The 13,515-nt window shown below is 73.9% G+C and carries 12 protein-coding genes; 4 read left to right on the top strand and 8 right to left on the bottom strand.

The window, feature by feature from the left end:
- The first annotated feature begins 114 nt into the window (after window positions 1-114).
- Both VT52_RS22350 and VT52_RS22345 read left to right on the top strand, forming a co-directional pair.
- Complete coding sequence (locus tag VT52_RS22350; protein WP_046424128.1) at window positions 115-975, top strand: esterase/lipase family protein; 861 nt, start codon at window positions 115-117, stop codon at window positions 973-975.
- Window positions 976-1,130: 155 nt separating this feature from the next.
- Window positions 1,131-1,751, top strand: coding sequence for a class I SAM-dependent methyltransferase (locus tag VT52_RS22345; RefSeq protein WP_046424126.1), 621 nt, complete (start codon window positions 1,131-1,133; stop codon window positions 1,749-1,751).
- 31 nt (window positions 1,752-1,782) lie between these two features.
- Here VT52_RS22345 and VT52_RS22340 read toward each other — a convergent pair whose 3' ends face one another.
- Together VT52_RS22340 and VT52_RS22335 are read right to left on the bottom strand one after the other, a co-directional pair.
- On the bottom strand, window positions 1,783-2,283 hold the full coding sequence (locus VT52_RS22340) for a ribonuclease FAU-1 family protein (RefSeq protein WP_046424125.1): 501 nt from the start codon (window positions 2,281-2,283) through the stop codon (window positions 1,783-1,785).
- Window positions 2,264-3,193, bottom strand: a complete 930-nt coding sequence (locus tag VT52_RS22335) for a GNAT family N-acetyltransferase (protein ID WP_046424122.1) — start codon at window positions 3,191-3,193, stop codon at window positions 2,264-2,266. Before VT52_RS22335 ends, VT52_RS22340 begins: the two co-directional genes overlap by 20 nt.
- Before the next feature lie 71 nt (window positions 3,194-3,264).
- Here VT52_RS22335 and VT52_RS22330 point away from each other — a divergent pair, with 71 nt between their 5' ends.
- On the top strand, window positions 3,265-3,636 hold the full coding sequence (locus tag VT52_RS22330; protein WP_046424120.1) for a GntR family transcriptional regulator: 372 nt from the start codon (window positions 3,265-3,267) through the stop codon (window positions 3,634-3,636).
- 61 nt (window positions 3,637-3,697) lie between these two features.
- On the opposite strand, the gene VT52_RS22325 is transcribed toward VT52_RS22330, so the two are convergent.
- Complete coding sequence (locus tag VT52_RS22325) at window positions 3,698-4,510, bottom strand: DUF72 domain-containing protein (protein ID WP_046424118.1); 813 nt, start codon at window positions 4,508-4,510, stop codon at window positions 3,698-3,700.
- 15 nt (window positions 4,511-4,525) lie between these two features.
- Window positions 4,526-5,620 (bottom strand): DUF5925 domain-containing protein, encoded by a 1,095-nt coding sequence (locus tag VT52_RS22320; RefSeq protein WP_046424115.1) that lies wholly within the window; start codon window positions 5,618-5,620, stop codon window positions 4,526-4,528.
- 119 nt (window positions 5,621-5,739) lie between these two features.
- On the opposite strand from VT52_RS22320, the gene VT52_RS22315 reads away from it, so the two are divergent.
- Complete coding sequence (locus VT52_RS22315) at window positions 5,740-7,101, top strand: glycoside hydrolase family protein (RefSeq protein ID WP_046424113.1); 1,362 nt, start codon at window positions 5,740-5,742, stop codon at window positions 7,099-7,101.
- 12 nt (window positions 7,102-7,113) lie between these two features.
- Here VT52_RS22315 and VT52_RS22310 read toward each other — a convergent pair whose 3' ends face one another.
- Genes VT52_RS22310 through VT52_RS22295 form a run of 4 tightly spaced genes read right to left on the bottom strand, consistent with a single transcriptional unit; the run spans window position 7,114 to window position 13,184 of the window.
- Window positions 7,114-10,578 (bottom strand): lipopolysaccharide biosynthesis protein, encoded by a 3,465-nt coding sequence (locus tag VT52_RS22310; protein ID WP_046424112.1) that lies wholly within the window; start codon window positions 10,576-10,578, stop codon window positions 7,114-7,116.
- The gene (locus tag VT52_RS22305; RefSeq protein ID WP_046424110.1) at window positions 10,571-11,380 is read right to left on the bottom strand and encodes a polysaccharide deacetylase family protein; all 810 of its coding nucleotides are present in this window, start codon (window positions 11,378-11,380) and stop codon (window positions 10,571-10,573) included. The genes VT52_RS22310 and VT52_RS22305 overlap by 8 nt, the downstream gene beginning before the upstream one ends.
- Complete coding sequence (locus VT52_RS22300) at window positions 11,377-12,366, bottom strand: glycosyltransferase family 2 protein (protein WP_046424109.1); 990 nt, start codon at window positions 12,364-12,366, stop codon at window positions 11,377-11,379. Before VT52_RS22300 ends, VT52_RS22305 begins: the two co-directional genes overlap by 4 nt.
- Window positions 12,363-13,184 (bottom strand): glycosyltransferase family 2 protein, encoded by an 822-nt coding sequence (locus tag VT52_RS22295; RefSeq protein WP_046424108.1) that lies wholly within the window; start codon window positions 13,182-13,184, stop codon window positions 12,363-12,365. The genes VT52_RS22300 and VT52_RS22295 overlap by 4 nt, the downstream gene beginning before the upstream one ends.
- Between the last annotated feature and the right edge of the window lie 331 nt (window positions 13,185-13,515).

Raw genomic sequence — 13,515 nt, 5'->3', positions numbered from 1 at the left:
CGTAACTTCCCTCGGAGGCTACTCGCTCGTAACTTGACGGATGAACAGCATCCCGTGATCCGGATCACAGGGCTAGGCCGTCGTATCCCCCTTGAGCCGCGAGGAGATCACCCGATGCTGCCCTGGAAGAGAGTGCTCAGACCGCTCACCGCGCTGCTGCTGTCCGCCGCCGCGGTCACCCTGCCCGCCACGGCCGCGCACGCCGACACCGCCCCCCACAGCGGCTGGAACGACTACTCCTGCAAGCCGTCCGCCGCCCACCCCCGCCCCGTCGTCCTGGTCCACGGCACCCTCGGCAACTCGGTGGACAACTGGCTCGGCCTCGCCCCGTACCTGAAGGCCCGCGGGTACTGCGTCTTCTCCCTGGACTACGGACAGCTCCCCGGCGTCCCCGTCTTCTTCGGCCTCGGCCCCATCGACCGGTCGGCCGCGCAACTCGCCTCCTTCGTGGACCGGGTGCGCTCCGCCACCGGCGTCGCCAAGGTCGACCTGGTCGGGCACTCGCAGGGCGGCATGATGCCCCGCTACTACCTGAAGTTCCTCGGCGGCGCGGCCAAGGTCGGCGCGCTCGTCGGCATCGCCCCCGACAACCACGGCGCCACCATCAGCGGACTCACCAAGCTGCTGCCGTACTTCCCCGGCGCCACGGACCTGGTCAAGGCCACCACCCCGGGGCTCGCCGACCAGATACCCGGGTCCGCCTTCCTCACCAAGCTCAACGCGGGCGGCGACACCGTGCCCGGCGTGCACTACACGGTCATCGCGACCAAGTACGACGAGGTCGCCACCCCCTGGCGCAGCCAGTACCTCAGCGGTTCCGACGTGCACAACGTCCTGCTCCAGGACCTGTGCCCGCTGGACTTCTCCGAGCACGTGCTGGTCGGCCTGAGCGACCGCATCGTCTTCCACGAGGTCGCCAACGCCCTCGACCCGGCCCACGCCCGCGCCACCACCTGCGCCTCCGCCTTCAGCTGACGGCCGGGTGCGGTCGGCCTTCGGGCCACCAGGGGTGCCGACGCCCTCGCGCACCTCAGGACGTCCCGCCGCACGCCGCTCCGCCTCTTCGCGGATCCGGCGGACACCCGTCCTCCTCGGCCGGCCCTGTCAGTGGCGTGTGCCACTCTCCGGTCATGGCCGATGAACGTGAGCACAGGGACAGGACCGTCCGACCGCCGGACTGGGACGCGCAGGCCGCCTGCTTCGACGAGGAGCCGGACCACGGCCTGCGCGATCCCGTCGTGCGGGCCGCCTGGGCGGCCAGGCTCCGCTCCTGGCTGCCCGGGGACCCCGCCGATGTGCTCGACCTCGGCTGTGGCACCGGCAGCCTGTCCCTGCTCGCCGCCGAGCAGGGACACCGGGTGACGGCCGTCGACCTGTCACCCGCCATGACCGAGCGGGCCCGCGCCAAGCTCGCCGGGCACACGGCCGAGGTGCTGTGCGGTCCGGCCGAGGACCCGCCGGTGGCGGAGCGCCGCTTCGACGTGGTCCTCGTACGCCATGTGCTGTGGACGCTGCCCGACCAGGCCCGAGTACTGCGGCACTGGCGGGACCTGCTGCGCCCCGGCGGCCGGTTCGTGCTGGTCGAGGGCGTCTGGGGCGATCCGTACCCCGTCGGCGTCCCCGCGCACCGGCTCACCGCGCTGCTGGGGCCGCTGACGGTTGGGGCACGTGTGGAGCGGCTCTCCGGTGACCCGCTGCTGTGGGGCAAGGCGGTGACGGACGAGCGGTACGCGGTGGTGGCGGGCGTCTGAGCGCCGGGACCGCCGAGCGGGCCCCGGACACTCAGGCCAGCAGCTCGCCGAAACCGCCCGCGCGGGCCAGCCGCTCCAGCTCGTCGAGGGCGGCCACCGCGGCCGCGGCGGCCGCCGGATCCCTCTCGGCCAGCCCGCTCGCGGCGAACTCGTCCTCGTCCAGACGGCGTACGTCCCCACCGTCGCCCGAGCGCCACAGGTCCAGGTCGAGGTCCTCCACCACCAGTTCCGCGCCGGTGCGGACCGCGGGCCGGGTGATGTCGCAGTACCAGCCCTTGACCCGGCCGTCCGCGGCGCGGACCTCCTTCACCGCGTACCACCGGTCGCGCCAGTAGTACTCGGTGAACACATCGCCCGGCTCGAAGCGCACGAACCCGAAGTCACGGGTGCCGTCGCCCGCCCAGGGCGCCCGGACCACGACCCGGGTGCCGTCGTCCCCGAGCAGCCCGGCCGGGTAACGGATCTTCGTACGGCCGCCCTTGACCAGACTGACGGTCAGGTCGGTCGTCGGCTCAGCCGAGTTCGCGGGCATGGCGGACCTCCGTCGCACAGAACTCGTAGCCGAGCCACTTGTTGATCGCGATCATGGGATCGTTGCCGGTGTCGTTGCCCGTGAAGGCGTCCGTGACGCCGGCGGCGCGGGCCCGGTGCAGGGAGTGCAGCTTGGCGAGCTTGGCCAGGCCGCGGCCGCGGTGGGCGCGGGCGGTACCGGTCATCGCGGTGGAGTACCGGCCGTCGCCGTCGGTGTAGGCGACGGTGAAGGCGACCGGGCGGCCGTCGACACACGCGGCCATGGTCAGCTCGCGGTTCAGCAGCGGGTGGTTCCAGGTGCTCGTCAGCCAGTCGTCGTAGTCCCGGGGCTCCAGATCCAGGTCGCCCGGCTCGTCCTGGAGGGTCTCCGCGTCCAGCTCGAACAGCGGGCGCGGGTCGTCCGCGAACTCGACGGCCGCGCGCAACTCGACGCCCGGCGGGGTGGGCGCGAGCGGCGGAAGGCCGCCACCGGCCAGGTCCAGGCGGAGGAAGTGCGCGGACCGGCCGGCCCGATAGCCGTGCCGCTCGGCGAAGGCGCGGTGGGCCGGCTCGTCCAGGACCCAGCTGAACACCTTGGTCGCGTCCAGCGAGGCGAGGTACTCCTCGGCCGTGCGCAGCAGCAGCGTGCCCGCGCCGCGGCCCGCCCGGTCCGGCCGGACGTAGATGTTCAGCAGGCCCTGGTCCGGCGCGCTGCTGTCGTACGCCATGAGGACCTGGGCGGTGCCGACGATCTCGCCGTCCTCCTCCGCGACCAGCGGGCGGTAGCGGGCGTCGGGATGCGTGTGCAGCGTGTTGTGCCGGACCGAGTCCGAGGTGAACAGGATGTACGGCAGGGCGAGCCGGCGCACCCGGGCGAAACCCTCGGTGTCGGCCGGTACGTCGGGGCGCACGTCGCGGACGGTCAATGTCATGTGGAGGGACCGTACGGGGAGTTGTCCCGGGGGTGCCTCTCATTTTCGCGCGCGTGCGTCAGAATCGGGCTGTGAGCCTGAAGATCCGCATCGATGACAGTGCGCCCCCCTACGAGCAGGTACGGGCGCAGATCTCCGCGCAGGCACGGTCCGGGGTGCTGCCCGTGGGGTACCGGCTGCCGACCGTACGGGGGCTGGCCGAGTCCCTGGGGCTCGCGGTGAACACGGTGGCCAAGGCGTACCGGGCGCTGGAGGGCGACGGGGTGATCGAGACGCGCGGGCGCCTTGGCACCTATGTGGCCGCCGCCGGCTCGGCCGCGGAGCGTGAGGCGTCCGCGGCGGCGCAGGCGTATGCCGACCGGGTGCGCAGGCTGGGCCTGGGGGAGGAGGAGGCGCTGGCGGCGGTGCGTGACGCCCTGCGGGCGGTCTACGGGGTCGGGTGAACGGGGCGGGAGGACGCCGGGCGCGGGCCGGGGACGGCTCGGCGGCGTCCGCGGCGGGGCGTCAGCGGTCCGGGGCCGGCCCCCCGGCGGCGGCTGCCGCGTGTCGGCGCTGCCGGGCCGGCTCGGGGAGACGCGTCACCGCCAGGCCCGCCCTCCTCGCCGCCCTCCCGAAGGCCACCGCGTCCGCCACCGCCGCGCCGCCCGGGTCGTTGTTGAAGTAGGCGTGCACGGTCTCGCCGTCGGGGAAGGCCGTGGCGACGCGGTCCACCCAGGTTTCCAGGGCGCGGCGGCCGTAGCGGGGCCAGGGACGGGCGCGGCCCTGGTGGAAGCGGACGTAGCCCCAGTCGGTGGTGCGCCACAGCGGGGTGACCGGGCGGGACAGGACGTCGGCCCAGCACAGGGCCGCGCCGCGGGCGACGAGGACCTCGCGCACCTCCGGCGTCCACCAGGAGTCATGGCGCGGCTCCACCGCGACCCGGGTACCGCGCGGGAAGCAGGCCAGGCAGGCGTCCAGCAGCGACGGGTCGGCGCGCAGTGTGGGCGGGAGCTGGAGCAGCACCGGCCCGAGCCGGTCGCCGAGGCCCGCGGCATGGGTCATCAGGCGGTGCACCGGCTCGGCGGGCTCCTTCAGCCGCCTGATGTGGGTCAGATAGCGGCTGGCCTTGACCGCGACCACGAAATCCGGCGGCACCCGGGACCGCCAGGCGGCGAAATTGTCGTACGACGGCAGCCGGTAGAACGCGTTGTTGATCTCCACCGTGGCGAACAGCCGGGTGTACTCCTCCAGCCACAGCCGTGCCGGGACCCCGGCCGGATAGACGAGGTCCCGCCAGTCCTTGTACTGCCACCCGGAGGTGCCGACCGACAAGGTCACCTCTTCATGAAAGCACTACAGGTACAGTCCCGCGTCCGCGCCGTTGCGCGCCCCCGGCACCGATGTCGGCGTGGTGCCCCGGCGCAGCGCGTACAGCTCGGCCAGGGTGGCGCCCTCGCGGCCGACGCCCTCCTCCGCGCCGAGCCAGCGCACCGCCTCGTCGCGGGTGAGCGCGCCCACCTCGATGCGGGCCAGGCAGCGGCCGGGGCGGACCACGGCGGGGTGCAGGCGCTCCAGGTCCTCGTTCGTGGTGACGCCCACCAGGACGTTGCGGCCCTGGCCGAGCAGCCCGTCGGTGAGATTCAGCAGCCGGGACAGCGCCTGGCCCGCGGTGTGCCGGGCCTCGCCGCGGATCAGCTCGTCGCAGTCCTCCAGGAGCAGCAGCCGCCAGCGGCCCTTGCCCGCGCCGTCCTCCTCGCCGATCGCGATGTCCATCAGATAGCCGACGTCGGAGAAGAGCCGCTCGGGGTCGAGGACGCAGTCCACCTGGCACCAGTCGCGCCAGGAGCGGGCCAGGGTGCGCAGGGCCGAGGTCTTGCCGGTGCCCGGCGGGCCGTGCAGCAGGAGCAGCCGGCCCGCGATGTCCTCCGGCGTGGTGCTCATCAGCCGGTCCATCGCCTCGGCCACCGGTGCGGTGTAGTTGGAGCGGACCTCCGACCAGGTGCCGGCCGAGATCTGCCGGGTGGTGCGGTGCGGGCCGCGGCGCGGGGACACGTACCAGAACCCCATCGTCACGTTCTCCGGCTGGGGTTCGGGTTCGTCGGCCGCGCCGTCCGTGGCCCTGCCGAGGACCTCCTGGGCCAGTTCGGCGCTGGTCGCGGTCACGGTGACGTCCGCGCCCCGGCTCCAGCGGGAGACCAGCAGGGTCCAGCCGTCGCCCTCGGCGAGGGTGGCGCTGCGGTCGTCGTCCCGGGCGACCCGGAGCACCTGGGCGCCCTCGGGCAGCAGGGTCGCGCCGGAGCGCACGCGGTCGATGTTCACCGCGTGCGAGTACGGCTGCTCGCCCGTCGCGAAACGGCCGAGGAACAGCGCGTCGACGACGTCGGACGGCGAGTCGGAATCGTCGACGTGGAGCCGGATCGGCAGAGCGTCGTGCGGGTTCGCAGGCATGCCGCCATGATCCGTCACCGATCCCCTCCGCGCACGGCGTTTCCACCGCTTGTTCCGGGTGTCCCGGGGGTGCCCCGGCTCTGCCCAAGTCCCGGCGCGCGCCGTTACTGTTGCCTCCGATGGCACGTCGTGGGTGGGAATCGGATGGCCGGCACCGGCGGCTGGGCGTCCTGCTCGGGGGGATCGCCGCGGCGCTCGCCCTGCTGGTGAGCCTGCTCGGCGGCTTGCCGGGCACCCCGGCCGCGCCGCGCGGCGCCGCGAAGCCCTACGCCGGCTGGGGCTTCACCCACACCCAGTTCAGCGCCGACGAGGGAGCGCCCGCCGCCACCGCCCGGGTGCGGCGGCTCCTCGAAGGGAACGGCGGGATGGCGCAGGACCAGGCGATCATGGGCTGGGGCGCGGACAACCCCGAACCGTCCCCGGGGCGCTACGACTTCGCCGCCCTGGACCGCCGGATCGGCTTCGTCCGCGCCTCCGGCGGTACCCCGGTGATCACCCTGTGCTGCGCCCCCGACTGGATGAAGGGCGGCAGGTCCGGCGCGGACAACACCGACTGGAGCCTGCCCGCGCTGGAGAGCGCGCCCGCTCCCGCCCACTACCAGGACTTCGCCGACCTCGCCGCGACGGTGGCCCGGCGCTATCCGGACGTGCACCACTTCCTGGTCTGGAACGAGTTCAAGGGTTTCTGGGACGAGGCCGCCGACCGCTGGGACTACGAGGGGTACACCCGCCTGTACAACCTCGTGTACCGCGCGCTGAAGAAGACCGGCGAGGACGTCCTGGTCGGCGGCCCCTACCTGGCGATGGACAGCGTCGCCCGGACCGACCCCCACGCCTCCCCGCGGCTGCGGGGCGACTGGGGCGCGATGGACCAGCGGGTGCTCGACGCCTTCTCCTACTGGAACGCGCACAAGGCCGGCGCCGACTTCACCGTCGTCGACGGCGCCAGCTACCCGCACGGCGGCACCCCGCGCCCCGACGAGTTCACCGCCACCGACAAGCTGACCGCCGTCAGCGCCTGGGTTCGACGGCAGGCCCCCGGCCTCCCGCTGTGGTGGGCCGAGTACTACGTGGAGCCCGGTGACGGCGATGCCGGCTGGTCCGAGCCGCACCGGGTCGCCGTCCAGGCAACCGGCATGATCGCCCTGGTCGTGGGCGGCGCCGACACCGGCTTCTACTGGAACCCGGAGAAGCGGACCGGCCCCGGCTGCCCCGGCTGCCTGTGGACCCCGACCGACCGCGCCGACGGGGGGCGGGCGCTGCCCATGTACGACCTGCTGTCCCGGTTCGCCACCGCCTTCCCGCCGGGCACCCGTTACCGCACGGTCCCGGTCGACCCGGCCGCCGCGCCCGGCCTGCGCGTCCTCGCGAGCGACCGGACCGTCCTCGTCGTCAACACCCGCGACCGTACGATCGGCGCGCGGGTGGACGGCGGCCGGCTCACGCTGGGGCCGTACGAGGTGAGGTGGCTCGCCCGCTGACACCCGCTCCCCTCATTTCAACGTCAGGAACCGCTGCACCAGTACCGCCGTCACCACCACCAGGAGCGGCATGGAGAACCAGAAACCGCCCTGGAGCAGGCGCAGCCGGCGCGTCCCCGGCCGCGCCGCCACCCGCACCACCTCTCGTGCCGCCAGCGACAGCATCAGGATCACGGCGGCCGACGCGCCGACCACCGACCAGCGGGTCCAGGTCACCCGGGGCCCGACCGGCCCGGGGCGCGGTCCGGGGACGGGGCCCGGGGGCGGCGTGCGCAGGGCGTACACCGTGGCGTCGGGGTCGGCCAGGACCTTCGTCAGCTCCGGCCGGGCGTCCAGGCTCCGGGTGAGCCGGGTCTGCCAGCTCGCCGGGTAGCCCGCGTCCAGGCGCAGATACGCCGACTGGCTCTCGCCGACCATCAGATACGAGTGCGGCCCCGCGTCCTTCAGCGCCCCGACCAGCCCGGACACCCGGGCGGGGTCGACCGGTGCGAGCGTCGGGACGTAGTCCACCCGCTCCATGTCCTTCGCTCCCCACGGCAGCGAGGGGGTCACGTCGTTCACCGTGTCGTTGCTCAGCCACAACAGCCGTACGGTCGGCCGGTCATGGGCGTACACCCAGTTCATCGCCGTGACCTCGCCGGGCCGGGTGCGCTCGAAGGGCTCGTTGCCCCACCGGGCCACCAGGAAGCCGCCCATCAGCAGCAGCCCGGCGAGCAGCGCGGCCCCCGGGGCCAGGACCGGACGCCGCGGTCCCGCGGGGCGGGGGAAGAGCGCGAGGGCGCCGAGCAGGGCCGCGCCGGGCACCGCGAACATGAAGACGCGCAGCGCCATCTCACCGCCGTACGACTGCATGCCGAAGCCCAGGAACGGGACGAGGGCGAGCACCGGCAGGGACCGTTCGCGGTACCCGGCGCGGCGCCGGCGCCACCAGCCCCAGCAGGCGAGGGCCAGCACGGCACCGGCCAGCAGCACCCGGGTGTACAGGACCAGCTTGTGGGTCGGGTCGCCGCCCTGGATGCGGCCGGAGACGGAGGTGGAGACGTTGCCGCCGATCCCGCCGATGCCGCCGAAGAGGTCGTCGAAGTGCCCCGACCAGTACGGCTCCGCCATGAAACCGAGCCAGACGGCCACGACCACCGCGCACAGCAGGGGCAGACCGCGCAGTTCGCAGCGGCGCAGCAGGACGAGGGCCGCGAGCACGCCCAGCATCACGAACGGGGTCAGCTGGTGCGCGGGCACGGTCGCGGCGTACAGGCCCAGCAACAGCAGGAGGAGAACGGTCCGCGTGCCGCGGCCGACGGGCGGCGGTTCCGTCTCGCCCGGCCGCAGCCGCGCCGTCAGCGCCCGGGGCGGGCGGAACCAGACCAGCAGGATCGCCGCGAAGAGCAGATACAGCAGGAAGGTGAAGCCCTGTGGGGAGAAGTAGTCCTGGCCGACCCAGCCGCACAGCACGAACAGCCAGACGCCGGTCCACCTCGCCCGCCAGTCCGCCCGCACCGACCTGGCCAGCAGCCACACCGGCGCCAGGTAGGCGAGCTGGATCGCCGTCGGCCACCAGCGGATGACCTCCGTGAAGTCGGTGACCCCGCAGGCCCGGCCGGCGAACGCGGCCACCGCGAAGAAGCCCGGCCAGCTCCAGCGGGCGTCCAGGTAGGGGACGGCGGACCCGGTGCGGTCGATGTAGTCGAGGAAGCCCAGGTGCTGCCAGGCCGTCGCGAACCGCGGCTCGCTCTCGACCACGGCCGGCAGCGCGTGCAGCGACACGACCGTGACGAGCAGCGTCACCAGCAACAGGCCGCGGTGCTCCCGGCGTTGCCACAGCAGCCCGGCGAACACCACGACCAGCAGCGCCGCCCCGGCGAGTGTCGGCGGCGGCAGCACCGAGACCAGACCCAGCCCGCCCATCCGGTCCAGGTCGCCCTCTTTAAGACGCAGGACGGGGAGCCAGTAGAGGAGGAAGGCGGTGATCAGGAGGGCGGTGAGGAGGAGCACCGGACGCGGGCGGCGGGTGGGGGGTCCGGGTTCCGCCGGGGGCACGGCCTCCTCGGCGGCCCGCTCCCGCGCCCAGGCCGGCACCCCGCGCCGCACCGGTACCTCCCTCATCCCCAGGTCCGCCAGATCCCCGTCCGGCGCCACCGCGTCCGGCACACCCCCGGTCCCCGGCGCGGAGCCGCCCTGCGCCCGCACCGTCCGCCACAACCGGGGCGCGGCGATCGAGATGATCACGGTCAGGCTGGAGATCTCGGCGACCCCCGCCCCCGTGAGCCCCATCCGCGGCAGGAGCAGCAGGGTGAGCCCGAGGACCAGGACGCACAGCAGGCCCTGGAGCCAGGCGAGCGTGCCCGTGCGGCTCCGGGCGCGCAGGACGGCGAAGTAGGTCTCCATGACGACCCGGAGCAGGGTGCCGACGGCGAACCAGCGCAGCAGCGGGGTCGCCGCGTCCGCGTAACCCGCGCCGAAGACGCCGAGGATCCAGGGGGCGCCGAGGAACAGCACGGCGCTGATCGGCAGCATGATCCGGAACATGCGCCACAGCGCCGCGCGGGCGTCGGCGGCCAGCCGCTCCGGGTCGTGCGAACCCTCGACGGTCAGCGACGCGCCCATGTTGACGGCGAGCAGATTGCAGGTGCCGCCGATGGTGGTGGTGATGTAGAAGTACGCGTTCTCCTCGGAGCTGACCTGCGCGGCGATGATCACCGGCACCAGGTAGACCACCGCGAGCGAGAACAGGGAGCCGGTGTAGTCCCCGGCCAGGAACCGACCGATCTCCCGCGCGGCGGGCGGTTTCGCCCGGGAGGCGGTCGCCTCGACGTGCCGGGGCACCAGGCGCCGGAACACCAGCCAGCCCAGCGGCACCACGGAGGTGGCGATCGCGGCCGCCCAGGACACGAAGACACCGGTGGCCGGCACGGCGACGGCGAACGCCGCGAGCAGCACCAGCTTCACCGCCGAGAACACCGTGTTGCCCACCGGCACCCAGGGCGCGCTGCGCAGTCCGGTCAGCACACCGTCCTGGAGGGTGAGCAGGTTCCAGGCGACCACGGCCGCCACGAAGCCGAGGCCGGGGAGCGGGCCGTGCAGAAAGCGGTACGACGGCCCCCAGACGCCCAGGGTGCCCAGGAACACCGCGGCGGCCAGCGCCACGACCAGTGAACTGGCCGCGTACGTACGGAAGACGAGACGGCCGGTGCGCTTGCCGGACACCGGGATGAACCGGGCCAGCGCGCCCGTCAGGGTCACCGCGGTGAGCCCGGCGAGCAGCTTCATCGCCGCGATGGCGGCCGAGCCCCGGCCGACCGCCGCGTCGGAGTAGTAGTGCGCCGCGGCCAGCCAGAAGCCGAGGCCCAGGACGGCGGAGATCCCGGTGTTGAGCATCAGCGCGTACGCGTTGCGCAGCAGCGGACCCCCGCCCGGTGCGCGGGCGGTGCCGGGCGTCCTCGCCGCCCGGGTGCCGGGCGCGGTGGTCGTGTCAGTCACGGGCCCGACCGGCCCCGTGGAGCGACGCGCCGATCCGCCGTGCCCGGCGCACGAGCGCGTACCCCCGGGTGAGGGCCCGGTCCCGGGCGAACGTACGGCCGATGTCCTGGCCCCGCAGCAGCCGGGTGAACTCCTCGGCGTCCGTGCCGCGGCGCACCGTGACCCGGCGCAGCGCGTAGGGGCCCTGGGCACGGCGGGCGAGCCCGTTGCCGACGGCGAGCGCCTGCGCGTACCCGGCCGCGCGCACCGCCCGGCGCACCCGGCGGCTGGAGTAGCCGTACGGGTACGCGAACGAAACCGGCCGCGTCCCGAGTTCATCGGCGAGGATCTCCGTGCACCGGCTCAGCTCCCCGGCCAGCGCCGCCTCGTCGAGCTGGTCCAGCTGCGGATGGGTGTGGCTGTGCCCGCCGATCTCCACGCCGGAGGCGGCGAGCCGGCGCACCTGGTGCCAGTCGAGCATGGTGTCGAGGCCGCCCCCGGTGTCGTACGCGCCCCTGAGCCAGCCGGTGGAGACGAACAGGGTGGCCGGGAAGCCGTGCCGGGCGAGCAGGGGCAGGGCGTGCCGGTGCACGCCCTCGTAGCCGTCGTCGAAGGTGATCAGCACCGGGCGGGCGGGCAGCGGCCGGCCGCCGCGCCAGTGGGCCGCCAGCTCGGCGGTGGTGACGGGGGTGCTGCCCGACTCGGCGACGAGCGCCAGCTGTTCGGCGAACGCCTCGGGCGCGACGGACAGCGTCCGGGTGGCCGCGTTGGGCGCGATGGCGACGGAGTGGTACATGAGGACGGGCACCGGTGGGTCACTCATGCCGGCTCCCTGCCAGGTCGCCGCTCAACCGCGAAGGCGTACGCCCCCCGCCGCGCCCGCAGGCTCCCCATCGCGAACCCGCCGGCGGCCGTGAGCAGCCCGGCGACGATGGCGCCGGCCCGGCCCGCGCCGCCCGGCCGGCCGAGCAGGGCGTCGCGCAGCCCCCGGGCGACACCGGCGGGCAACACCCTTGTGGTGTAACGGCGTTCGGACTCAAGCCCCTTGTCCGCGCCGACGCTGCGGGCCACCAGGGCCTTGGACAGTCCCTCGGCGTAGGCGCGGGTGCGGAAGTAGGCGAAGTTCTCGCGGGCGTGCGGCACCCGGTGGTGGATCACCGCGCGGTCGTCGATGAGCAGCACGCCGTCGGGGCGGGCGCGGGCGAGGCGGACGCACAGCTCCGTCTCCTCGCAGCCGAGCGGGCGCGGGCCGCCGTCGCGCCCGATGCCGGTGGCGAAGCCGCCCGCGGCCTCGAAGGCGGTACGCCGGAACGAGGCGTTGCCGCCCAGGACGTTGCGCACCCGTACCCGGCCCGGCGGCAGGCCCCGGTAGGTGCAGCCCACCACCCAGTCGAACTCCTCCGGGAACCAGGCGGGCCGCCGGCCGGACGCCCACGCGGGCTCGGTGCGCCCGCCGACCGCCAGTACCCGGGGGTCGGCGTACGCCTCGGCGAACCGGCGCAGCCAGTCGCGTTCGGCCACGGCGTCGTCGTCCAGGAAGGCGATCACCTCGCCGTGCGAGGCGGCGATGCCGGTGTTGCGGCCCGAGGACAGCCCGCGCGGACCGGAGTTGGGCAGCACCCGTACGCCCTCGTCCGCCCGGTACGCCTGCTCCAGCCGGGCGCCGAGGGCCGGGTTGTGGTCCACCACCAGGAGGGTCTCCAGAGCCGGGTACGACTGCGCGCGCACCGAGGAGACCGCCGCGCGGACGTCCTCCCAGCGCTCCTCGGTGTAGGCGCAGATCACGACGGAGATGCCGGGATCGCTCAAGACGCCTCTCCCTGGCGGGCCTTGAGCAGCGGGGAGCGGCGCGCCCGGCGGCGCAGGGCCCGCCGGTTGGAGCGCTCGCGCAGGATCACCCGCAGCACCCGCAGCCCGTCGCGCACCGCCCGCAGATTGCTGGTGCCGTGGATGCGCAGGTACTCGTGGCTCGGTATCTCCTGCACCCGCAGGCCCGCCTTGACCACTCTGATGTTCATCAGCGTCTCGACCTCGAAGCCGGTGCAGTCGAGGTCGATCTTGTCGAGGCAGTGCCGCCAGAACGCGTTGTAGCCGTAGCACAGATCCGTGTAGCGGGCCCCGAACTTGCGGTTGACGACGGTGCACAGCGCCCAGTTGCCGAGCTTGCGGACGAAGGTCATGTCGTCGGTGCCGCCCCCGTTGGCGAAGCGGGAGCCCTTGGCGAAGTCGGCGCCGGAGACCAGTGCGGAGACATAGCTGACGATCTCGCCGCCGTCCGCCGAGCCGTCCGCGTCGACCATCACGATGATGTCGCCGGTGCATGCCCCGAACCCGGTGATCAGGGCGTCCCCCTTGCCCCGGCCGCGCTGCGGGACGACCTTGAGGCGTGGCCACAGGGACCGCGCCACCTCGGCCGTGCCGTCGGTGGAGTTGCCGTCCACGAGGACGACCTCGTGGATCCAGTCGGGAAGGCTCTTGAAGACGTAGGGCAGGTTCTTCGCCTCGTTCATGGCGGGGATCACCACGCTCACCGGTGGAGCGATCGCCAGGTACGAGGAGATGGGCCGGTAGTCGGTGACGAGCAGCGGTTCGCGGCCCGGACTCGGCGGGCGCAGCGCTGGACTCATGGTTGGTTCCCTCTCGTCCGGTGGGCCGCCCGCGCCTGGGTGGCCCGGCTCAGGGTCCGGTTCGAAAGGAGGGTTCTCCTCCGGGGCACGGCGAGCGGAACTCCGTGCCCGTGGACGAGCTTGGCGAAGCTGTCCGGGCCGCCGGGCGAGCACGGTGGCCGGTCGCGCGGCCCGGCCCGGTCACCGCTCTCGGCCACCGAGCACGGCACCCCCCTACCGCGCTCCGCAGCGGACCCGTCATGGCGCCCGGCCCTCCCCAGGGACCGCGCACCGGCGAACCGCTGCGGTTGAGCTGTATGACCGTATTGACGGTTCAGCCCGAAACGCAAGA

It is taken from the genome of Streptomyces malaysiense (assembly GCF_000980885.2).
Classification (GTDB): Bacteria; Actinomycetota; Actinomycetes; order Streptomycetales; family Streptomycetaceae; genus Streptomyces; species Streptomyces malaysiense.
Note: the sequence above shows the minus strand (reverse complement) of the source record. Positions and strands in the feature narration are given on the sequence as shown.